The organism is Paenibacillus lacisediminis (assembly GCF_046567315.2).
Genome location: NZ_JBKIAX020000005.1, coordinates 102231 through 123741 on the forward strand (window position 1 = coordinate 102231; position 21511 = coordinate 123741).

The 21511-nt window shown below is 57.7% G+C and carries 16 protein-coding genes and 1 pseudogene; 15 read left to right on the forward strand and 2 right to left on the reverse strand.

The genetic code is table 11. The features are described from left to right. Positions 1–14 precede the first annotated feature (14 nt). Positions 15–2324, forward strand: coding sequence for a glycoside hydrolase family 3 C-terminal domain-containing protein (locus ACLD72_RS11690; RefSeq protein WP_410999545.1), 2310 nt, complete (start codon positions 15–17; stop codon positions 2322–2324). A gap of 591 nt (positions 2325–2915) precedes the next feature. Here ACLD72_RS11690 and ACLD72_RS11695 read toward each other — a convergent pair. Further along, on the reverse strand, positions 2916–3653 hold the full coding sequence (locus tag ACLD72_RS11695; RefSeq protein WP_458475802.1) for an AraC family transcriptional regulator: 738 nt from the start codon (positions 3651–3653) through the stop codon (positions 2916–2918). Between ACLD72_RS11695 and ACLD72_RS11700 the strand changes: the two genes are divergently transcribed. From ACLD72_RS11700 to ACLD72_RS11740, 9 genes and pseudogenes are all read left to right on the forward strand, one after another. Then, entirely contained in the window at positions 3591–3743 is a 153-nt protein-coding gene (locus ACLD72_RS11700) for a hypothetical protein (protein WP_458475778.1), read from the forward strand. The two genes, ACLD72_RS11695 and ACLD72_RS11700, sit on opposite strands and share 63 nt — an antisense overlap. 519 nt (positions 3744–4262) lie before the next feature. Further along, positions 4263–5201: pseudogene (fucI, locus tag ACLD72_RS11705) on the forward strand (L-fucose isomerase); the annotation flags it as partial. 22 nt (positions 5202–5223) lie between these two features. After that, complete coding sequence (locus ACLD72_RS11710) at positions 5224–5838, forward strand: FGGY-family carbohydrate kinase (protein ID WP_410999549.1); 615 nt, start codon at positions 5224–5226, stop codon at positions 5836–5838. A 46-nt stretch (positions 5839–5884) separates the two neighbouring features. Next, complete coding sequence (fucU, locus tag ACLD72_RS11715) at positions 5885–6328, forward strand: L-fucose mutarotase (RefSeq protein WP_410999791.1); 444 nt, start codon at positions 5885–5887, stop codon at positions 6326–6328. Between the two features lie 708 nt (positions 6329–7036). Next, entirely contained in the window at positions 7037–9118 is a 2082-nt protein-coding gene (locus ACLD72_RS11720; RefSeq protein ID WP_410999551.1) for a bifunctional aldolase/short-chain dehydrogenase, read from the forward strand. 366 nt (positions 9119–9484) lie between these two features. Beyond that, positions 9485–10243, forward strand: a complete 759-nt coding sequence (locus ACLD72_RS11725) for a DeoR/GlpR family DNA-binding transcription regulator (protein WP_410999553.1) — start codon at positions 9485–9487, stop codon at positions 10241–10243. A gap of 171 nt (positions 10244–10414) precedes the next feature. Continuing rightward, on the forward strand, positions 10415–11143 hold the full coding sequence (locus ACLD72_RS11730; RefSeq protein ID WP_410999793.1) for a (Fe-S)-binding protein: 729 nt from the start codon (positions 10415–10417) through the stop codon (positions 11141–11143). Continuing rightward, a complete protein-coding gene (locus ACLD72_RS11735) occupies positions 11140–12750 on the forward strand; it encodes a LutB/LldF family L-lactate oxidation iron-sulfur protein (protein WP_410999555.1) in 1611 nt (536 codons plus the stop codon). The genes ACLD72_RS11730 and ACLD72_RS11735 overlap by 4 nt, the downstream gene beginning before the upstream one ends. Then, positions 12743–13474 (forward strand): LutC/YkgG family protein, encoded by a 732-nt coding sequence (locus tag ACLD72_RS11740; protein WP_410999795.1) that lies wholly within the window; start codon positions 12743–12745, stop codon positions 13472–13474. The genes ACLD72_RS11735 and ACLD72_RS11740 overlap by 8 nt, the downstream gene beginning before the upstream one ends. Here ACLD72_RS11740 and ACLD72_RS11745 read toward each other — a convergent pair. After that, positions 13471–14226, reverse strand: a complete 756-nt coding sequence (locus ACLD72_RS11745) for a DeoR/GlpR family DNA-binding transcription regulator (protein WP_410999557.1) — start codon at positions 14224–14226, stop codon at positions 13471–13473. The two genes, ACLD72_RS11740 and ACLD72_RS11745, sit on opposite strands and share 4 nt — an antisense overlap. A 208-nt stretch (positions 14227–14434) precedes the next feature. Between ACLD72_RS11745 and rhaB the strand changes: the two genes are divergently transcribed. The 5 genes from rhaB to ACLD72_RS11770 all read left to right on the forward strand — a co-directional run bounded on the left by rhaB (position 14435) and on the right by ACLD72_RS11770 (position 21374). Continuing rightward, positions 14435–15904, forward strand: a complete 1470-nt coding sequence (rhaB, locus tag ACLD72_RS11750; RefSeq protein ID WP_410999559.1) for a rhamnulokinase — start codon at positions 14435–14437, stop codon at positions 15902–15904. 24 nt (positions 15905–15928) lie between these two features. Then, positions 15929–17188 carry an L-rhamnose isomerase gene (gene rhaA, locus ACLD72_RS11755; RefSeq protein WP_410999561.1) on the forward strand — a complete coding sequence of 420 codons (1260 nt, stop codon included), beginning with the start codon at positions 15929–15931 and terminating at the stop codon, positions 17186–17188. A 63-nt stretch (positions 17189–17251) separates the two neighbouring features. Next, on the forward strand, positions 17252–18106 hold the full coding sequence (rhaD, locus tag ACLD72_RS11760; protein ID WP_410999563.1) for a rhamnulose-1-phosphate aldolase: 855 nt from the start codon (positions 17252–17254) through the stop codon (positions 18104–18106). Positions 18107–18622: 516 nt separating this feature from the next. Beyond that, positions 18623–20113, forward strand: a complete 1491-nt coding sequence (gene araA / locus ACLD72_RS11765) for an L-arabinose isomerase (protein WP_410999565.1) — start codon at positions 18623–18625, stop codon at positions 20111–20113. A 163-nt stretch (positions 20114–20276) separates the two neighbouring features. After that, complete coding sequence (locus ACLD72_RS11770) at positions 20277–21374, forward strand: GntR family transcriptional regulator (protein ID WP_410999567.1); 1098 nt, start codon at positions 20277–20279, stop codon at positions 21372–21374. The last annotated feature ends 137 nt before the right edge of the window (positions 21375–21511 follow it).

The window sequence follows — 21511 nt, forward strand, 5'->3', positions numbered from 1 at the left end:
ACGGGGGAAACGGGATGGAAAAATACAAGCAGTCCGCCGCACCGGTGGAGGAGCGGGTGGAGGATTTGCTCGCCCGGATGACGCTTAGGGAAAAAGTAGGGCAGCTCAACCAGCGGATGTACGGCTGGGATGCCTACGTCCGGCAAGGAGATGAAATTGCGCTCACTGGCGCGTTTAAAGAAGAGGTGTCCCGCGGCGGGGGAATGGGGGCGCTGTACGGCTTGTTCCGCAGTGATCCCTGGTCGGGCGTAAACTACGAAAACGGCATCACCGCGGCGGAAAGCGCCAAAGCGGCGAACATGGTCCAGCGGTACGTGCTGGAGAATACCCGGCTCGGCATCCCCGTGCTGTTGACGGAAGAATGCCCGCACGGCCACCAGGCGCTGGGCGGGACGCTGCTGCCGGTCAATCTCGGCGCCGGCGCGACCTGGAACCCGGCGCTAATGGAGCGGGCATACGCCCATGTGGCGGCGGAAATCCGCAGCCGCGGCGCCCATGTCGGCCTGGTCTCGGCGCTGGATATTTTGCAGGAGCCCCGGTGGGGGCGCTCCGAGGAATGCTTCAGCGAAGACCCTTGCTTGGCCGCCCGGTTTGCGGAGGCCGCGGTCCGCGGAATGCAGGGCGAAGACCCGACGAAGCTGGACGCGCCGGACAAGCTTGCGGTCGTGCTGAAGCATCTATGCGCGCAGGGAGCGGCGCAGGGCGGCCGCAACGCCGGTCCGGCGGCGATCGGGCCGCGGGAGCTGCGGGAGATCCATCTCCCGGCAGCCCGGGCGGGAGCGCTGGCCGGAGCCGCCGGTTTTATGGCGGCGTACAACGAGATCGACGGCGTGCCCTGCCATGCTAACCGCGAACTGCTGACCGGCATTCTCCGCGAGGAATGGGGATTTGACGGTATCGTGATGGCCGACGGCTGCGCAGTCGACCGGCTGCTGGCGCTGACGGGCAGCCACGAATCCGCGGCCGCGCTGGCGTTAACGTCCGGCGTCGACCTCAGCCTGTGGGATACCGCTTTTTCGACGCTGGAGGAAGCGGTCTTGCAGGGGCTGGTGCAGGAAGCCGACATCGACCGGGCGGCCGCGCGCGTGCTGCGGCTGAAATTCCGGCTGGGCCTGTTTGACCGGCCGTATGTTCCGGAGCTGCGGCCGGTGAGCGTCGTCGGCAACCCGGCATTTCAGGAGGTGAACCTGCAGGTCTCCCGCGAAGCGGCCGTGCTGCTCAAAAACGCAGCCGGTTTGCTGCCGCTTGCGCCGAGCGTGAAGCGGATCGCGGTGATCGGGCCAAACGCCGACCGGTTGTACAACCAACTCGGCGATTACACGAGCGTGCAGCGCGAAGGCACCGGTATTACGGTGCTGCAGGGCATCCGCTCGTGCGCCCCGCAAGGCGTGGAAATCATTCACGCCTTGGGCTGCGGCATCCGCGACCGTTCTATGGCGGGGATCGCGGAGGCGGTGGCGGCCGCGAAGGGTGCGGACGTCGCGGTGCTCGTGCTGGGCGGCAGCAGCGCCCGGCAATTCGGCGGCGACTTCGACAGCAACGGCGCGGCCATCGTCTCGGAGGGCAGTCCGTCCGAGATGGACTGCGGCGAAGGCGTCGACCTCGCGGACCTGTCGCTCGGCGGCGTGCAGCGGGAGCTGGCCGAGGCTGTCGCCGCCACCGGCACGCCCGTCGTTGCCGTTGTGATCCAGGGCCGGCCGCATGCGCTGACCGGGATCGACGACCTGTGCGGCGCCGTCCTGTGCGCCTGGTATCCCGGCACGCAAGGCGGCCGGGCGATCGCGGAAATCCTCTTCGGGAAGGTGAACCCGAGCGGCAGACTGCCGGTTTCGCTGCCGCGTTCCTCGGCCCAGCTTCCCGTTTATTACAATCAGAAGGACCCCGGCCGGCCCCGCGTCTACGTCGATATGCCTTCCGTGCCCCTGTACCCGTTTGGTTACGGGTTAAGCTATACGACTTTTGCTTATGCGAATCTGTCGTTGTCGCGAAACGCTGTCTCGGTCGGCGAGTTGGAGAGCGGGGAGAAGGTAACGGTGCGCGTTGAGGTGGAGAACACGGGGGCCTGCAGCGGCGCGGAAACGGTCCAGCTGTATATCCGCGCCCGCGAATCGTGCATTACCCGGCGGATCGCCGAGCTGAAGGGGTTCCGCAAAATCGAGCTGAACCCGGGAGAACGCCGGACAGTCGAATTCGCCCTTGGCCGCGAAGAGCTGGGCATCTGGAACCGCGAACTGCGCTTTACGGCCGAGCCTTGCCGCGTCGCCGTTCAAGTCGGCAGCAACTGCCGCGACACCATCTCCGCCGAGCTGATCGTGACGGGTTGAAACGATTGGGCGGTCGAATGAACGAATGAACGAATAGCGTCTTTCGCCAGAGTACTAGAAAAAGCGCGAGGGCAGGAGTACATAACTCCTGTCGGTCTCGTGCTTTTTTTGCTAGGACGCTACCGGGTAGAGGGAACCAAATGCAAAAATGCATTTGATTTTTCCGCTAACCCCCCTTTTCGAGCAGGTGAAATGCAAAAATGCATTTGATTTACAGCCGTTCGATAAAAAAGTCTCTTTCGACCGGATATGAACTGCACATTTGCATTTGAACCCCCTGTTTCGAGGAATCTCGACAAAAACCGCCTGCACTTTTGCGTTTCGTAGGAAGTTCGCACACTCCTCGCGGTTCTTTTCCCCGTCTATCCCCTGCCAAACGTAAGAGAACAACTTTTCTGCGGTTTATCGGGCGCCCTCACTTGATGGTTGATCAGGCGCCCCACATGATGGTTTAGCGGATAAATCCGTCGCTACGATTTAGCAAACAAATCCGTCGCTACGGTTTAGTGGACTAGTCCGTCTCTGCGTTTTACCGTGCACTTCCGCTGCTCAACGCTCGGAATGCTCATCGCGCTTTTGCTTTTCCGCTGCTCAACGCTCGGAACACTCATCGCGCTTTTGCTTTTCCAAGTCCCGGTAGGCGCTGGGCGACTGGCCGGTCACTTTTTTGAACAGCATGGAAAAATATTTGTCGTTACCGTACCCGACGCGGGAAGCGATTTCATGGACCGGTGCGTCGCTATCCGACAGCAGGCGTTTGGCCTCTTCGATGCGGCGGGTGATCAGGTAGTTGACGGGCGAATCGCCCAGTTCCTTTTTGAACAGGTGGGATAAATAATGTTGGCTGACGTAAAGCGTGTCGGCGATTTCTTTTAACGTGATGCTGCGGGTGTAGTTCTTATCGATAAATTGTTTGGTTCGGACCGTGATTTCGTTTTTGTCCTTGAACGGGTCAAATGGATGTTTGACGTCGACGATCCGGTACAGGAGCGTAATGAGCGACATCAGCAGGTTGTTGCTGAGCGTTTCGTAGCCCAGTACCTGCGAATCGCACTCCTGCAGCATTTCCGACAGGCAGCTTTCCACTTTGTAGGCGTATTTTTCGCACGGAATAACCGGCTCCACGTACGCGGGAAGCAGTTGCCCCTGCGGAACGCCGCCGATATGCACGTTGCTTACGCCGCAGTAAATCAATTTGAATGGTTCCGGACTCAGCGAGCGCTCCTCGTGCGGTACTCCGGCGTTGTATACAGCCACGTCCCCGGGGTGCACCTCGTAAGTTTTGCCCGCGATCCGGAATTCTCCGGCGCCTTCGACAATATAAATAATTTCGCAAAAATTGTGGATCTGCGGCGGGGCGTAAAAACGGCGCTCATCGACGACTTGGCCGGCGAACAGCAGCTCGGGCGTTTTTTTTGAAACGGAAACGGTCGCTTTTGCGATGCGGAATTTCGATTTTCGGCACGCTAGGGTTCCTCCCCACGATCGGATGGATACTCCTATTATATCCCAAGCGGGTGAGGTTGAAAAAAAGCTGGACCGTAGGCTTCACATCTCAACAAGCCGATATGATCGGGGGCGGTTCCAGGTTTTCGCGGCCTGCCTGGCCTGGCGTTCTGATTGGAAATCTCCAATGGAATCAGAAGTGAAGTGGGGATGCAGCGGTTTGATTGGATTTTTCCAATGAAGGGGTAGAGTAACTCCGACGGGCTGAGAAGATCACTAGTGTACGGTACGCGAAATTCACGCCTGCGCAGGCCTCATATTTTCAAAGGATGCTTATTTGGAATCTGTGCCGGTCGGCTGGAGACGATTTGCGGGCGAGGTTCACTTTTTTGCGGTTTTGCGCTGCGAATAGGGCAATATAGTAGGTTCTCGAAGTTGGTTAATTCATTTTAAAATGGGACCATATTCCAAGGTTAAGGAGGCAGGGCGGGTATGGTTGAAAACGATTACAGATGGAAAAACGGATTTCCGAAAATCGGCATTCGCCCGACGATTGACGGCAGACGGCGGGGGGTTCGGGAATCGCTTGAGGAACAGACGATGAACCTGGCCAAGGCGGTTGCCCGCCTGCTCAGCACCGAGCTGCGGTATCCGAACGGGCAGCCGGTGGAATGCGTCATTGCCGATACCTGCATCGGCGGGGTAGCGGAAGCGGCGGCCGCGGCGAAAAAATTCAAGCAAGCCGAAGTTGGCCTGTCGATCACGGTGACGCCTTGCTGGTGTTACAGCACGGAAACGATGGATACCGCCCCGATGATTCCGAAGGCGGTGTGGGGTTTTAACGGCACCGGGCGGCCGGGGGCGGTCTATTTGGCGGCGGTCTTGTCCGCGCACGCGCAAAAAGGGCTGCCGGCGTTCGGCATTTACGGGGAAGACGTGCAGGACGAAGGCGACGACCGGATTCCGGCCGACGTGCAGGAGAAGCTGCTGCGTTTTGCCCGCAGCGGGCTGGCGGCGGCGATAATGCAGGGCCAGGCCTATTTGTCGATGGGATCGGTGTCGATGGGGATCGCCGGGTCGATGGTGAACGACGCTTTTTTTCAGGAATATATGGGCATGCGGAACGAATACGTTGACATGAGCGAATTTACGCGCCGGATCGCAGAGGAGATTTATGACCCCGAGGAATACAAGCGGGCGCTGGACTGGGTGAAAAAGAACTGCCAGGAAGGGCCGGACAACAACCCGGCGCATCTGCAAACGTCCCGGGAGCGCAAGGATCGGGAATGGGAAACGGTCGTAAAAATGACGCTGATCGCGCGCGATCTGATGATCGGCAATCCGCGCTTGGCTGAACTGGGCTTCGAGGAGGAAGCGCAAGGCCATCATGCGATCGTCTCCGGGTTCCAGGGACAGCGCCAGTGGACGGAAGCTTCCATCTGCTGAAAACATCATGGGGCTGTGGATTTTGCAGGAATGCAAGCGCAAATGGGAGCAGGGAGGCGATAGCTTCACGTTTGCCAAGCTCGTCACTCTGGCGGAGGAGGCCGAGCCGCTGCGTTCCTTGATCGATCCGGATGATCTGCGTTTTATGAATCCTGCGGATATGCCGGGGGAAATTCGCAGCTTCTGCCGGGAGACCGGCCAGCCGCAGCCGGATTCGGCCGGCAGCACGGTTCGCTGCATCCTGGAAAGCCTGGCGCTGCGCTACCGGCAGGTGTTGGAGCAGGCCGAGACGTTGACCGGCTCGCGTTTTGCCGGCCTGCACATGGTGGGCGGCGGCGTTCAGAACGAGCTGCTGTGCCGCTTTACGGCCGATGCCATCGGACGCCCGGTCTGGGCCGGACCGGTGGAGGCCAGCGCGATCGGCAATCTGCTCGTACAATTCAGAGCCTCCGGCCGGATCAAGGATATGCGGGAAGGGCTGGAACTGGTGAAGTCGTCGTTCCCGCTGCAAACTTTTGAGCCGGGCGGCCTGGAGCGCCAGTCGGAATGGACGGCAGCCTATGAGCGATATCTGCTGCTTGCCGCTTCCCTGATCGACGGGCGTTCCCGTTCCGGCAGCTAGGTTGGCGGTTCGTTTACTTACTATAAAAAATTTGGGAGGCCGGTGTATGTTAAAAGGAATTTCCGGCTTGATCACGCCGGATTTGATCAAAATTTTGATGGAGATGGGGCATTCGGACGAAATCGTCATCGCCGACGGCAATTTTCCGGCGGCCAGCCATGGCCAGCGTTTGGTCCGCTGCGACGGGCACGGAGTCCCCGAACTGCTGGAGGCAATCCTGCCGCTGTTTCCCCTCGATGTGTACGTCGACCGGCCCGTGTCCTTGATGGCGGTGACGCCGGGGGAAGCGGTGGAAACGCCGATCCGCGACAAATACCGGGAAATCGTAAGCCGGTACCATCCGCTGGACGACAATGACCCTTTTGAGGAGGTCGAGCGTTTCGCTTTTTACGAAAGGGCCAAACAGGCCTATGCCATCGTATCCACCGGGGAAAAAGCGCTGTATGCCAACGTGATATTAAAGAAGGGTGTCGTCATTCAAGCGCCTTAGTGCCTTAGAGGCTGCTCTAGCCAGATAGCTGATTCCTGCGGTCTGGGTGCAACGCAACGTTCTGATTGGAAATATCCAATAGAATTGAAAAAATACCGGCAAATACAACGGCTATATTGGATGTTTCCAATAGAATCGCACTAGCGTTGCATTAAATCCGACAAGATACATTTTCTCGCCACCACATTCTAACGGTTGCCACAGCCGCTATTTGCTCCAATATCGCTGTTTTCAAATTCTAACGGTAGCCATAGCGCTTATTTAGCTAAAACCCGATTATTTGGGCTCGGATTTGATCAGATAACAGCGCTCACAACCGTTAAAATTTAGAAAGGGCCTTTTTTTGCAAAATAGTGACTGATACAACCGTTAGATTTCTGGCGTGATCTCAAATGGAATAGCGCGCAAGGTGTACCAGAGATTTTGTGTAAGCGTTAATGCAACGCCAGTGATAGAAATTGGCTTGGCACGGTGAAAAACGGGCGCTTTGAGCGAAATCTATTGGATTTTTTCCAATCAGGCGGTAGGGCAACTGAACTTTGTTACGGTTATCGGCAGGCCGATTCGAAAATCTTCCGTGAAGGGAACGGAGGATTTTTTTATTTTTTTTGAAAGCGCTATATCCAAAACGAAACAAATGATTTAAAATTAAAACAAACAAAAATAAAGAAAAAAATAAATATTCAAAAATGGAGGTAAAGAAAAAACATGGTTCAGAACTTATGGGATTCATCCAAAGCAGCAGCATTAACTCCCGGACTCGATGAGCTGGTGTACCGTTCCAACCTGTTGGGCGCGGACCGCCGGGTATGCAACTGGGGCGGAGGCAACACGTCGAGCAAAACAATCGAACAAGATTTTCGCGGGCGTGATGTCGAAGTGATGTGGGTGAAAGGCAGCGGCTCCGATCTGGCGACGATGAAGGCGGGGAATTTCACCGGCCTGCGTATGGACGATATCCGGCCGCTGTTCGAGTGGGAGGAGATGTCCGATGAGGAGATGGTCGCTTACCTGGCGAACTGCATGATCGATGCCAAACATCCGCGCGCGTCGATCGAGACGCTGCTGCACGCATTTTTGCCGTTTAAGCATGTGGACCACACCCACCCGGACGCGATCATCAGCTTATGCTGCGCCCATAACGGCAAAGAGATTGCCCGGGAAATTTACGGCGACCGTTTCGTCTGGGTTCCTTATATCCGGCCGGGCTTCACATTGTCCAAGATGATCGCCGAAGGCGTGCTGGCCAATCCCGAAGCGGAGCTGGTGCTGATGGAGAAACACGGGCTTGTGACCTGGGGCGATACGCCGGAAGCCTGCTACGCCAAAACGATCGCGATCATCAATGAAGCGGAGCGTTACATCGAAGCGAAGATCCAGAAGCAAGCCGCGGAAGGCCGCGTGTTCGGTGGGGCTAAGGCCAAGCCGCTTCCGGCGGAGCAGCGCAAACAGATCGCGGCGGCGGTTATGCCGCTGGTTAGAGGGCTGGCGAGCGGCGACAAGCCGGTGATTGTCACGTTTGACGACGAAGCAGACGTGCTGGAATTCGCCGGCAGCCGTGAGACCGCGCAGCTGTCGCAAATCGGCGCCGCCTGCCCGGATCACCTGGTGCACACCAAGATGGTGCCCTTGTTCGTCGACTGGACGCCGGACGAGGACGACATCGACGGGCTAAAGAACAAATTAAAGGCCGGTATCGCCGCCTATAAACAGCAGTATCAGGCTTATTTCGACCGCAACAAGCAGGCGGATGACGTGATGTTCGACGCGGCTCCCCGCGTGATCCTGATCCCCGGCCTTGGGATGCTGAACACCGGCAAAAGCTGGACCAACTCCAAGCTGAGCGGCGCTTTGTACCACCGGGCGATCGCGGTGATGAAAGGGGCGACCGCGCTCGGCCGATTCGTGTCGCTTAGCGAAAACGAATCTTATAACGTGGAGTACTGGCCGCTGGAACTGTACAAATTGTCGCTTGCGCCCGCAGAAGCGGAATTCTCCCGCAAGGTCGCTTTTATTACCGGAGGGGCCGGCGGCATCGGCAGCGAAACGGCACGCCGTTTGGTAGAAGAAGGCGCTCATGCTGTGCTCGCGGACCTCAACCTGGAAGGCGCGCAAAAAGTAGCCGCCGAAATCAACGCCAAATACGGGGAAAACCGGGCGCTGGCGGTCAAAATGGACGTGACCCAGGAAGAGCAGGTGGCGGCGGCTTATGCCGAAGCGGCGCTTGCCTACGGGGGCGTCGACATCATCGTCAACAACGCCGGACTCGCCACCTCCAGCCCGTTTACGGAGACGTCGCTGAAGGAATGGAATTTGAATATTTCCGTGCTTGGCACGGGGTATTTTCTCGTGGCGCGCGAAGCGTTCAAGCTGATGAAGGAGCAAAATACCGGCGGCAGCATGGTGTTCATCGGCTCAAAAAACTCGGTGTATGCGGGGAAAAACGTCACCGCCTACAGCTCCGCCAAAGCGCTGGAAGCTCATTTGGCCCGCTGCATCGCGGCCGAGGGCGGGGAGCTCGGCATTCGCGTTAACACGATTTTGCCGGATGCGATTTTACAGGGCTCGGCGATCTGGAACTCGGGTTGGCGCAATGAGCGGGCCGCCGCTTACGGCATCGAACCGGATCAATTGGAGGAGTATTACCGCAAGCGGACAACGCTGCTCGTCAACATTTATCCGCGCGACATCGCCGAAGGCGTTGCGTTTTTCGCTTCGTCCAAAGCGGCCAAAACAACCGGCAGCATGCTGACGATCGACGGCGGGGTGCCGGCGGCTTTTGTCCGCTAATTTGTTTGCTAATATGAAGACTAGTAGATTGTTCCTGAAATAAACGTGAGCATGGGGACGTTCTTTCTGTAGGTGATAAAATAAAGACAAAAAACGGCGTTATTTCAGCGGTATTTCTCATTTTGAGTAAAATAGAGGAATCTTTTACCGCTATTTTCTTATATCGCCGGAAAATAGCCGTTTCTCCCACCGTTCATGGGAAAATAAGGACATAAAATTCCGCTATTGGTGATAGGCTACTTCATTCCGGAAAATAAGGGCATAAAATTCCCCTATTTTTATGAGGGGGTTCACGGAGGGGCTCAGGCAGCACCTCACGTTATTTTCAAATCGTTCAACTAGAAAGGATATGGCAGGAGGATGCAGATGTTAGCTGCGGAGAGATATGAAAAAATCGTCCGCCTCGTCAACGAACGCGGCAGCATACGGGTGTCGGAGCTGAGCGAGCTGTGCCAGGTGACCGAGGAGACGATCCGGCGCGACCTGGACCGGCTGGAAAGCGCGGGGCGGCTGCTCCGCTCCCACGGCGGCGCGGTCAGCGTGCAGGGCCACCAGCCGGAAACGCCGTACTTCGAACGCGAGGTCATGCAGGCGGAGGAGAAAAAAAGAATCGCCCGCGAAGCGGTAAAGCGGATTCAGCCCCGGGAGCGGATTTTGCTTGATGCAAGCACGACGGCCTGGTATATGGCGGCCGGTTTACCGGATATGCCGCTGACCGTGCTGACCAATTCGCTGAAGGTGGCCGCCGAGCTTGGGAACAAGGAGCAGATCGAGGTCATTTCCACCGGCGGCCAGCTGGCGCGGCGTTCGATGTCCTGGGTGGGGCCGCTCGCCGAGCGCTCTTTGGACGCGTACCACGTCGACAAGCTGTTTTTATCCTGCAAAGGATTCCATCTTGGACGCGGGATCAGCGAGTCGAACGAGTTGCAGGCGATGGTGAAGCGGAAAATGATCGACATCGCGGACGAGGTTGTGCTGCTGGCCGACGCTAGCAAATTCGGGCAGCAGTCTTTTGCCCATGTGGCTTCGACCGAGCGGTTGCATACGATCATTACTGATTACCGGCCGGATGAAGCGGTTTTAGGCGAGCTGGGCAAGCGGTCGATCGAGTTGATCTCGGTTTGAGCGGATGACCGGATTGACCGGAGCATCCGTTGCTCCGCGAACACCGGTCAGCGAGAAAACGCATGGGAGGTGCTTAAGATGAACAAACAAACGGACGATGGAGTGCGTGCGGAAACAGGGGGGATCGCAACAAATTCAACGATGAAGACAGATTCGGACGCTGCCCCGGACATCAAGGTGTCGATGTTTATCACCTGCATCAGTGACGCGGTTTATCCGCGCATCGGCGAGGCGATGGCCCGGCTGCTTGCCCGGCTGGGCGTCAAGCTGGAGTTCCCGGCGAAGCAGACGTGCTGCGGCCAGCCGGCGTTCAACAGCGGGTACTGGGACGAGGCGCGGAAGTCGGCGGCCACACTGCTGGAGGCTTTTGCGGACAGCGACTTTGTCATCGCGCCTTCGGGGTCGTGCATCGGGATGATCCACCACTATCCCAAGCTGTTCGAACACGATTCCGTCCGGCTGGAGCTGGCGCGGGAGCTGCAAAGCAAATCGTACGAGTTTACACAGTTTCTTGTGCAGGTGCTGGGAGTTACCGACCTGGGTGCCGTGTTTCCGCATAAGGTCACGTACCATCCTTCCTGTCATGGCAGCCGGCTGCTGGGCATCAAGGACGAACCGATGGCGCTGCTGCAAAACGTCCGGGACCTGAACTTGGTTCCGCTTCCGTTCGCCGAGGATTGCTGCGGCTTCGGCGGGACGTTTGCGGTGAAGATGGCCGACATCTCCGGGGCGATGGTGACGGAAAAAGCCGACCACGTGCTGGAGACGGAGGCGGAGGTGCTGACCGGGCTGGACATGGCCTGCCTGATGAACATTGCCGGCAATTTGCGCTACCGCAAGCAGCCGGTGCGCGTCATGCATCTGGCCGAACTGCTGTACGAGGGGGTGAGCGAAACATGAACCAGGGAAGTACGACAGCGCCGCAAGCCCAAGCCCAAACCCGGCCTTCCACGGTCAAAAAGCGGGCTGAGCTGGCGCTGAACAACGATTTTTTGCGCAAAGCGGTACGTTTTACGACAGAACGGCTGCGGAACGGAAAAAAGAAAGCGTCTGAAGATCACGGTCATTGGGAGGAATGGCGGGAGCGCGGGCGGCAGATCCGCCTGCATACGATCGCACATCTTGACTACTATTTGAACCGCTTTGCCGAGCAGGCCCGGGCGAACGGCGCGCACATCCATTTTGCCGCGACCGGCGAGGAGGCGGTTCGCATCGCCCTGGAGATCGCCGAGTACAAGCACGCCGGCTCCGTGGTCAAATCGAAGTCGATGGTCAGCGAGGAGCTGCACATCAACAAAGCGCTGGAAAATATCGGCGTAGAGACGGTGGAAACCGACCTGGGCGAATACATCATCCAGCTCGCCGGGGAGGCCCCGTCCCATATCATTATCCCGGCGATCCATAAAAACCGCTACCAGATCGCCGAACTGCTGTCGCGCGAAGCGGGGGAGGAACTGCCGCCCGATACGGCCGTGCTGGCCGGTTTCGCCCGGCGGAAGCTGCGCGCCAAATTTCTGGAGGCGGACATCGGCATGACCGGCTGCAACTTCGCGATCGCCGAGACCGGCTCGATCGTACTGTTCGAAAACGAGGGCAATGCGCGGATGGTGTCGACCGTGCCGAAAACGCAGATCACCTTTATGGGCATGGAACGGATCATCCCGTCCTGGACCGATCTCGAAGTGATGGCGACGCTGCTGCCGCGTTCGGCGACGGGGCAAAAGCTGACCGTCTACATGTCCGGCATTACGGGACCGCGGCGAACCGGCGATGGCGACGGCCCGGAGGAAATGCACATCATCATCCTCGACAACGGGCGCTCCGAGCAGCTCGGCGATCCGGAGTTCCAGGAGCTGCTGAACTGCATCCGCTGCGGCGCCTGCCTGAACGCCTGTCCGGTGTACCGCCACATCGGCGGCCACGCTTACGGCGGGACGTACAGCGGCCCGATCGGGGCGGTGCTGACGCCGGCGCTCAACCGCAATGTGGCCGAATGGGACGACATCGCTTCGGCCTCCAGCCTGTGCGGAGCTTGTTACGAAGCTTGCCCGGTCAAAATCCCGCTGCATGACATGCTTGTCTATTTACGCAGACGCAAGGTCGAGCGTGGCTACGGGAACAAGCTGGAGAACGCCGGGATGAAAGGCTTCGCCGCCGTGATGGGAAATTCCAAGCGGTTTCACCAAGCGCTGAAGCTCGGGCGCGTAGCGCAAAAGCTCGTCGTGCGCGGCGGCGAAATCCCTTCGCGGATCGGCCCGCTGAAGGGCTGGAACAGCTACCGCGTCGCTCCGAGCCTAGCGCGGCAGCCGTTCCGCGAGCGCTGGGGCGGGCTGGAGCGGGAGCTGAACGCGGCATCCCAAGCGGCGCAGCCGGCGGCGAGCCGGAACGCGCAGGAGCGGCTGCAGGCCGCGCTGAAGCAAAGGCTGGCCGGCGGGCAGCAGTCTTCAGGCCAGCAATCGCCCGGCCAGGCAACTGTGCAGAAAGAAGGTCATACGTATGATGGATAAGAACTACGGGAATTGGCTTAAGGAGATGGAAGCGGATTCGCACGCCAAACAGGAGCAGTTTATGAACCGGATCGCGGAGCGCTTGAAGCGGCCGAGACTGCAGGAGGCTCCGCCGCGCGCCTTGAGGGGAGCGCCGGATTACTGGCAGGAGTTTGCGTGGAGTCCGGAGGAGCGGCTTAACCGGTTTGCGGAAAACTTCACGAGCGCCGGCGGGCATGTGGTGCGGCTGGCGGATATGGATGCGGTTAAGGCATTTATGCTCGAAAAAGCGGAGGAATTGAAGGCGCGTTATATTTTGCGCCAAAACGATCCCGCGCTGGCGGAGCTTGGGCTGGAAGCGGACCTCGCCGCGTCCGGGGTCCGGCTGTCGGTGTGGAACACCGCTGCCGAAGAGCCGTGGATCGCCCGCGCGGCGGAGGCCGATTTTGGCATCGTCATGGCCGATTACGCCGTGGCTTACACCGGCTCCCTGGTCGTGGGTTCGTCCCCGGAAAAAGGCCGCTCCGTCAGCCTGCTGCCGACGGCGCTGATCGCCGTCATCCCTGTCGACCGGATGAAGACACGGCTCGGCGAGGTGCTGGACGAATTTGACGAAGCTGGACGCTCCGCCCTGCCGGCCGGCATCCATTTCATCTCCGGGCCAAGCCGCTCTGCGGACATCGAAAACGACCTGACGATCGGCGTGCACGGCCCCGGCGTTGTGTTTGCCCTGCTGGTCGGTTAGTACAGCACCTCGATATTTTTGTCCCGCAGCAGCTTCAGCCAGGTTTCGGAAGGGCGGCGATCGGTGATCAAATAATCGATCTGCTCCCAATCGGCCAGCTTGACGAAGGCGGTTTTGTCGAATTTGGTGTGGTCGGCGAGCAGGATCACTTTGCCGGCATGGCGCAGCATATGCTTCTTGAGCTCGCATTCCGGCTCATTGGAATCGGAGACACCTTTTTCCGGCGACATGCCTTTGCAGCTGATGATGGCCGTGTCGGCGTTGTATTTTTGCACCGTCTGTTCAGCGGTTGGCCCGACCAGCGACAGCGAGCGGCCGCGCAGCGAACCGCCGGTCGAGATGACCTGCAGCCCGGAGCCGGCGAATTCCTGCAGCACGCTGACGGAATTGGTGATGACGGTGACGTTGTTTTTCGGCGGCAAGGTTTTCAAAAACTCAAAACAGGTCGAGCTCGGGTCAACCATCAGCGTGTCGCCGTCATGGATCAGGTCCATCGCTTTCAGGGCGATTTGCCGCTTGACCTCCACGTTCAGCGTATTGCGGGTCGTATACGGAAGATCCTCGTTCGTGTGCAAGACCAGCATGGCGCCGCCGTAGGTGCGGTTGACGATCCCCTCCTTTTCCAGCTTTTCGAGATCGCGGCGGATCGTCTCTTCCGTCACCTCGAACATCCGGCTTAATTCCGATACCAGCACGCGTTTGTCCTGATGCAGCAGGTCGATGATTTTTTGTTTTCGTTCAGCCGCCAGCATGGCGTTCACCTCGGGATTCGTTCTTTTTGTAAGGCCCCAATTGGCCTAGGCTTCCATTTCATCATAGCGGTAAACCTTAACCTTATCAATGTCATAAATCAGACAAAAACAAAAATAAAACAACATATACAATCTTTATTTTGTTGACAACACAGAAAAACGGGCGTAGGATGAAATTGAACATTTCAAAGCGAGGAGCGCTGAAGGGATGAATCATCATATCGCTGTCGATATCGGCGCCTCCAGCGGGAGGCTGGTTGCGGGAAACTTGCGGGGCGGTTTAATGACGCTGCGGGAAATCCACCGGTTCGACAACGGCTTTGCGGAGAAAAACGGACATTTTTATTGGGATATCGATCATTTGTTCCGGGAAATTTTGCGGGGGCTGACGGAGGCCAAACGGCTCGGCATTGCCAAATGCACGCTTGGCATCGACACCTGGGCCGTGGACTATGCGCTTCTGGACAGCCAAGGCGAACGGATCGGGGACGTGTTCTCTTACCGCGATCCCCGCACGAATGAGGCGGTGGACGAGGTCCACCGGCAGATGCCGTTTGCCACGATCTACGCCAAAACCGGAATCCAACACCTTTCTTTTAATACGCTGTATCAATTGTACGCCCATGACCGCCGCGAGCTGGCGGCCGCCGAGCAGATCCTGCTCGTTCCGGACTATTTGTATTATTTGCTGTCGGGGCGGCGGATTCATGAAACGACAAACGCTTCGACAACGGCCATGCTGAACCTGCAAACCCGGGATTACGATGCGGAATTGCTGGCCCTGCTCGGGTTGCCGCGGGCGAAGTTTCCCGCTTTGACCGAACCGGGAACACCGCTTGGTCCGCTGAAGCCGGAGCTGATGCGGGCGTACGATCTTCCCGAATGCGAGCTGATTTGCGCCGCCACGCACGACACGGCTTCCGCCGTGCTTGGCGTACCGGCCAGCGGAGAATCCTGGGGATATCTCAGCAGCGGAACGTGGTCGCTGATCGGCGTGGAGCGGGACGCGCCGCTTGCTACACAGGAGGCGATGGAGCGGAACTATACGAACGAATGGGGCGCTTACGGGACGTATCGCTTTTTGAAGAACATCATGGGCATGTGGCTGATCCAGGAGGCCCGCAAGGATTACGGGAAGCAGTACAGCTTTGCTGAGCTCGTCACGCTGGCCAAGGAAGTCCCGCCTTTCCGTTCGCTGATTTCCTGCAACGACGACCGCTTCCTCAACCCCCGGCAAATGACGGAGGAAATCCGGCGCTGCTGCGCGGAAACCGGTCAACCCGTTCCGGATACGCCGGGCGAGGTGGCGAGATGTATTTTTGACAGCTTGGCCTTATCTTATGATTTTTACATTAAAGAATTGGAACGTTTGACCGGGGAAAAAATCAACACTTTGCATATCGTCGGCGGCGGGGCCAATAACGAACTGTTATGCCAATTGACGGCGGATGTGCTGGGGATCGCGGTGGAAGCGGGGCCGACGGAGTCGACCGCTTTGGGCAATCTGGCCGTGCAGATGGTGAGCTGCGGCGTTATCTCGAATATCGGCGAGGCCAGGGAAATCATCCGGCGCTCTTTTCCGGTTCGCAGTTATGCCCCGCAGCCGGTCGATGCCGAAACGATCGCTGAGGCGCGCAGCCGGTTTGCGGCACTGGCGGCGCCGACGGTCCACCCATAAATGAAAAAAGAGGAGGAGAAAACGATGGAGCAAAGCATTGCAAACAGCTATAACGAAGCCAAAAAGCTGTACGAACAGCATGGGATTGACGTTGAAGGCGCGCTTAAGCAGCTCGCCCAGATCAAAGTATCCGTACACTGCTGGCAGGGGGACGATGTTCGGGGATTTTTAAATAAAGACAAAGAATTGAGCGGCGGCATTGCGGTCACCGGCAGCTATCCCGGCCGGGCGGGGACGCCGGATGAGCTGCGAAAAGACTTGGAGCAGGCGTTCGCTCTAATTCCGGGAAAACATAAGGTCAACCTGCACGCCATTTACGCCGACACGGATGAAACCGTGGATTTGGATGCCTTGGAGCCGCGGCATTTTACCGGGTGGGTTGACTGGGCGAAGGAGCAGGGGCTTGGCCTCGATTTCAACCCGACATGTTTTTCGCATGATAAGGCGAAAGACGGGTTTACGCTCAGCCATCCCGACCCGGAAATCCGCCGGTTTTGGATCGACCACTGCAAAGCTTCGCGCAAAATCGCCGAATCGTTCGGCAAGGCGCTGGGCCAGCCGTGTGTGACGAATGTTTGGATTCCCGACGGGTTCAAGGATTCGCCGGTCGACCGCCTGTCGCCGCGGGTACGGTTGAAGGAAGCGCTTGACGAGGTTTTCGCCGAGAAGATCAGCGAGGAATATAATATCGACGCCGTCGAAAGCAAATTGTTTGGCATCGGCTCGGAAAGCTACGTGGTCGGATCGCATGAATTTTATATGGGCTACGCGCTCACGAGAGGCAAAGCGGTATGCTTCGATTCCGGCCATTTCCATCCGACCGAAACGATTTCGAATAAGCTGTCCTCCTGGCTGCTGTTCGGCGATCAATTGCTGCTGCACGTCAGCCGTCCGGTTCGCTGGGACAGCGACCATGTGGTCACGATGGACGACGAGTTGCTGGATATCGCGCGGGAACTCGTTCGCGGCAATTTGCTGGACCGCACGCATATCGGGCTCGATTTCTTCGACGGCAGCATCAACCATATCGCGGCTTGGGTCATCGGCACCCGGAACACGCTCAAAGCGCTGCTGCGCGCAATGCTGGAGCCGGTCGACCGGTTGAAGGAGCTGGAGCTGGCGGGCGATTACACGTCCCGGTTGGCGCTGGTCGAAGAATTCAAATCGTATCCGTACGGGGCGATCTGGGATTATTTCTGCGCTTCGCAGGGCGTTCCGGTGAGAGAAGCGTGGCTGGCGGACGTGAAAAAATACGAAGAGAACGTCCTGGCGGTCCGCGGGTAAAGTAAACCAGCGTTTTACTGATTTTTTTCAAAATATAAATATATAGAAGGAGAGGAACCTGCTGTGAATACGATAACAGAAGTGGAGAAGAGCCGGGTTTCGCGGGAGATGGAAATTCCTTTTATCCGGGAAATGGCGGAAATCACGTATCACATGTGGCGGCTGGGCTGGGACGAACGCAACGGCGGCAACATCAGTTATTTGCTGGACGAGGCAGAGGTGCTGAAGTATCTTGGCAACGGGCAAGGAGAGGAGAGCCAAAGAAGCATTCCGCTTTCTTTTCCGGTGAAGGAACTGGCGGGCAAATATTTTATCGTGACGGGGTCGGGCAAATATTTCCGTAACGTGATCTCCGATCCGGAAGCGAATCTGGGCGTTGTGCGGGTTGCCGCAGACGGGGAGCGGATCTCCGTGCTGTGGGGACTGCGTGACGGCGCGGTTCCGACCAGCGAGTTGGCCTCGCATTTCATGAGCCACATCGAACGGTTGAAGGCCGATCCCGAGCATCGGATCGTCATGCACTGCCATGCCACTAACGCGCTGGCGATGACGTTCATTCATGACCTGGACGAGAAAAAGCTGACGAAAACGCTGTGGGAAATGTGCACGGAATGCCTAGTCGTTTTTCCGGACGGCGTCGGCATCGTGCCGTGGATGGTTCCGGGCAGCCCGGACATCGGGCGGGCCACCGCCGCCAAAATGTGCGACCATCGCGTCGTGATTTGGCCGCAGCACGGGATTTTCGGCACAGGCCGCACGATGGACGAAACGTTTGGGCTGATCGAGACGGTGGAGAAAGCAGCGCAGATTTACATGCTGGTCGCGCACCATCCGATCAAGCAAAGAATCACTGACGCGCAGTTGCTTGATTTGGCTAAAGCGTTTGGGGTCACACCGGCTTCAGGGATATTGGAATAAAGGATACGCACCGAAAAAAACGGGCTCCGATTTGGGGGGCCGTTTTTTTAACATATCAGAAAGTATAAAATTCCGAGGGAGGAGAAGAGGAATCAGGGGGCTAAGGGACACCAGAGCCGTTATTTGCGAAAAAACGGGAGTATGCAAAATGTAACGGACACAGATGACGTTATTTACCTCAAATCGGTCTGGATGAACGGGTTTAGAGCGAAATAGGGTCGCCTGTGTCCGTTAGGCTGGGAAATCCCCGGGAAATAGGCGGATAAGGCCGCTGGTGTCCGTTAGAGTAACGTCCAAAGTAGAAGTCAGAGCCATTAAAGGACGCCGTTAGGCGTTTTTCTTAATTATACGCGGCGCTTTTTAGCGAAAAACGCTATTGCCTTTTTGAACGGACGACTTTAAAATAAAGGTATCAAAATTTGTACGTACAACATTTTGTTATAAGTTTTTTGTAATCCGATGTATGTACAAGTTGGCGATGAAGAAACAATACTTTTTTGGGAGGCGTTTTATATTATGATGCAATTGAAACCGCATTCTTTTTGGTTTGTGACCGGCAGCCAGCATTTGTACGGCCCGGAGACCCTGGAGCAGGTTGCCGAGCATTCCCGTATCATCGTCGAACAGTTTGGCAAAGATCCGGTGTTTGATTTTCCGGTGGTGTTTAAACCGATTGTTAAGAGCTCTGATGAAATATACAAATTGATTTTGGAGGCGAACGGCGATGAGTCGTGCGCGGGGATCATCACCTGGATGCACACGTTCTCGCCGGCCAAAATGTGGATCGCGGGGTTGTCCCAGCTGCAGAAGCCGCTGCTTCATTTCCATACGCAATTTAACCGCGATATTCCGTGGGAAACGATCGATATGGACTTCATGAACCTGAACCAGTCGGCGCACGGCGACCGCGAATACGGCCACATCGGCGCGCGCTTGGGGATTGCCCGCAAAATCGTCGTCGGCCACTGGGAGGACGCGGAGGTGCGCGCCAGCATCGCCGGCTGGATGCGGACGGCCGCGGCTTACGCCGAAAGCCGCCAGCTGAAGGTGGCCCGGTTCGGCGACAACATGCGCGAGGTGGCTGTGACCGATGGCGACAAGGTTGAAGCGCAAATCAAGTTCGGCTGGTCGGTGAACGGCTACGGCATCGGTGACTTGGTGCAGGTGCTGAACGAGGTGAGCGATGCCGAAGTGAAGGCGCTGCTGGAAGAATACGCGGAAACGTACACGATCACGCAAGCCGGCTTAAGCGAAGGACCGGTCCGCGATTCGATCGCCTATCAGGCGAAACTGGAAATCGCCATGAAACGCTTCCTTGAGGCCGGCGGGTTTGGCGCGTTTACGACGACGTTTGAAGACCTGCACGGGCTGAAGCAGCTTCCGGGCCTGGCGGTGCAACGCCTGATGGAAGCCGGTTACGGCTTCGGCGGCGAAGGCGACTGGAAAACCTCGGCCCTGACGCGCGTGCTGAAGGTGCTGGCGAACAACAAAAGCACGTCCTTTATGGAGGACTACACGTATCATTTCGAGCCGGGCAACAACATGATCCTGGGCGCGCACATGCTTGAGGTATGCCCAACGGTTGCGGCAACGAAGCCGGCGATCGAAGTGCATCCGCTTGGCATCGGCGGCAAGGCCGATCCGGCGCGGATCGTGTTCGACGGCCAGGACGGACCGGCGGTGAACGCTTCGCTGGTTGACCTGGGACACCGGTTCCGGCTGCTCGTCAACGTCGTGGACGGCGTGAAGGTCGACAAGCCGATGCCGAAGCTGCCGGTGGCCCGCGTGTTGTGGAAGCCGCAGCCATCGCTGCGCGAATCGGCGGAAGCGTGGATTTTGGCCGGCGGGGCGCATCATACCGTCCTGTCCTATGCCATCACGGCGGAAAATCTGGCGGACTGGGCGGAAATGGCCGGCATCGAAGCGGTGTTCATCGACAAAGACACCTCCGTGCAGCGCTTCAAAAACGAGCTGCGCTGGAGCGACGCCGCATACCGCTTGCGTTAATCGCAGCCGAGTCGGACCAGCGGGTGGATATTGCTCGCGCTAATCGCAGCCGCTTGGACGGCCCCGGCAGTTGCATTGGTTTCGTATCTTGCTTAACCTATGCGTTCACCCGGCGTGTGATACAATAGCGGTTATATAGGTGAATTGTGAGGGTGGACGAGAAATGAACGATAAGAGAGTTCCAAAATATTTACAGTTGAAACGTGAATTGCTGTCGTGGCTGGAGTCCGGAAAACTGCAGCCCGGCAACCAATTTCCATCGGAAAACGAAATTGCCGAGCAGTTTGGCTTAAGCCGCCAGACCGTGCGGCAAACGTTTGGGGAACTGGAGAAAGACGGCTGGCTGGAGCGGATCCAGGGCAAGGGGACATTCGCCCGTAATCCCGAGCGCCGGGAAGGCGAAGCCGTCAAAACGATCGGCATCATTACGACGTATATTTCCGATTATATTTTTCCCCATATCGTCAGGGGAGCGGAAGCGGAGCTGCGCAGCCGGGGATACCGTCTGCTGCTGTCGAGCACGGACAACACGAAAGAGAAGGAAATGGACAGCCTGCAGCTGATGACAAGCCAGCCGCTCAGCGGCCTGATCATCGAGCCGACGAAAAGCGCGGAGGGAAATCCGAATTTGGGGTATTTTTTGGACCTGCAGGAAAGGGGGATCCCGTATTTGATGATCAACGAAAAATACCGCGAGCTGGAATGCCCTTGCCTAAAAGTGGACGACGAGGCGGGGGGCCGCAAGGCGGCGCGTTATTTGCTGGAGAACGGGCATCGGCAGGTCGCCGGTTTTTTCAAAAGGGACGACCTGCAGGGCGTTAACCGATTGAAGGGCTTTTTGTCGGCGCACCGGGAATACGGAATTTCTGTCTCGCCGCAGCACGTTGTGACTTATACGACAGAGCAGAAGGCCGACTTTACGTATATGCGGACCATCGAGCTGCTGCAAGGACCGCCCGAGCAGCGGCCGACTGCCTTCGTCTGCTACAACGACGAACTCGCGGTTATCTTGATGGATGCCGCGGCAGCCTGCGGTTTGCGGGTTCCGGAGGACCTTTCCGTCATCGGGTTCGACGACTCCAGCCTGGCGGCCGCTTCGGGAACGAAGCTGACGACGCTGACGCATCCGAAAACCGTCATGGGCGAGCTGGCGGCGAGGCAACTGATCGGCATGATCGAACAGGGCGATAGATATGAGGATACGGTGTTTGAACCGGAGCTGATCGTGCGGGATTCCGTGCGGAAGCTAAACGGCAACTAGAGCGGGATTCCGTGCGGCAACCAGAACGGGAACCTGCGCGGCAGTTGAACGCTAATTCGAGCGGGAATCCCTCCGCCTGCGGCGGGAGTATTTTTGGGAATGTGAAATTTTGGGTTAACTTGAAATGGGTTCGGAAA

Coding starts and splice junctions, on each gene's coding strand:
- ACLD72_RS11690 (WP_410999545.1), top strand. CDS start 15: ATGGAAAAATACAAGCAGTCCGCCGCACCGGTGGAGGAGCGGGTGGAG.
- ACLD72_RS11710 (WP_410999549.1), top strand. CDS start 5,224: ATGGGGCTGTGGATTTTGCAGGAATGCAAGCGCAAATGGGAGCAGGGA.
- fucU (WP_410999791.1), top strand. CDS start 5,885: ATGTTAAAAGGAATTTCCGGCTTGATCACGCCGGATTTGATCAAAATT.
- ACLD72_RS11720 (WP_410999551.1), top strand. CDS start 7,037: ATGGTTCAGAACTTATGGGATTCATCCAAAGCAGCAGCATTAACTCCC.
- ACLD72_RS11725 (WP_410999553.1), top strand. CDS start 9,485: ATGTTAGCTGCGGAGAGATATGAAAAAATCGTCCGCCTCGTCAACGAA.
- ACLD72_RS11735 (WP_410999555.1), top strand. CDS start 11,140: ATGAACCAGGGAAGTACGACAGCGCCGCAAGCCCAAGCCCAAACCCGG.
- ACLD72_RS11740 (WP_410999795.1), top strand. CDS start 12,743: ATGGATAAGAACTACGGGAATTGGCTTAAGGAGATGGAAGCGGATTCG.
- ACLD72_RS11745 (WP_410999557.1), bottom strand. CDS start 14,226: ATGCTGGCGGCTGAACGAAAACAAAAAATCATCGACCTGCTGCATCAG.
- rhaB (WP_410999559.1), top strand. CDS start 14,435: ATGAATCATCATATCGCTGTCGATATCGGCGCCTCCAGCGGGAGGCTG.
- rhaA (WP_410999561.1), top strand. CDS start 15,929: ATGGAGCAAAGCATTGCAAACAGCTATAACGAAGCCAAAAAGCTGTAC.
- araA (WP_410999565.1), top strand. CDS start 18,623: ATGATGCAATTGAAACCGCATTCTTTTTGGTTTGTGACCGGCAGCCAG.
- ACLD72_RS11770 (WP_410999567.1), top strand. CDS start 20,277: ATGAACGATAAGAGAGTTCCAAAATATTTACAGTTGAAACGTGAATTG.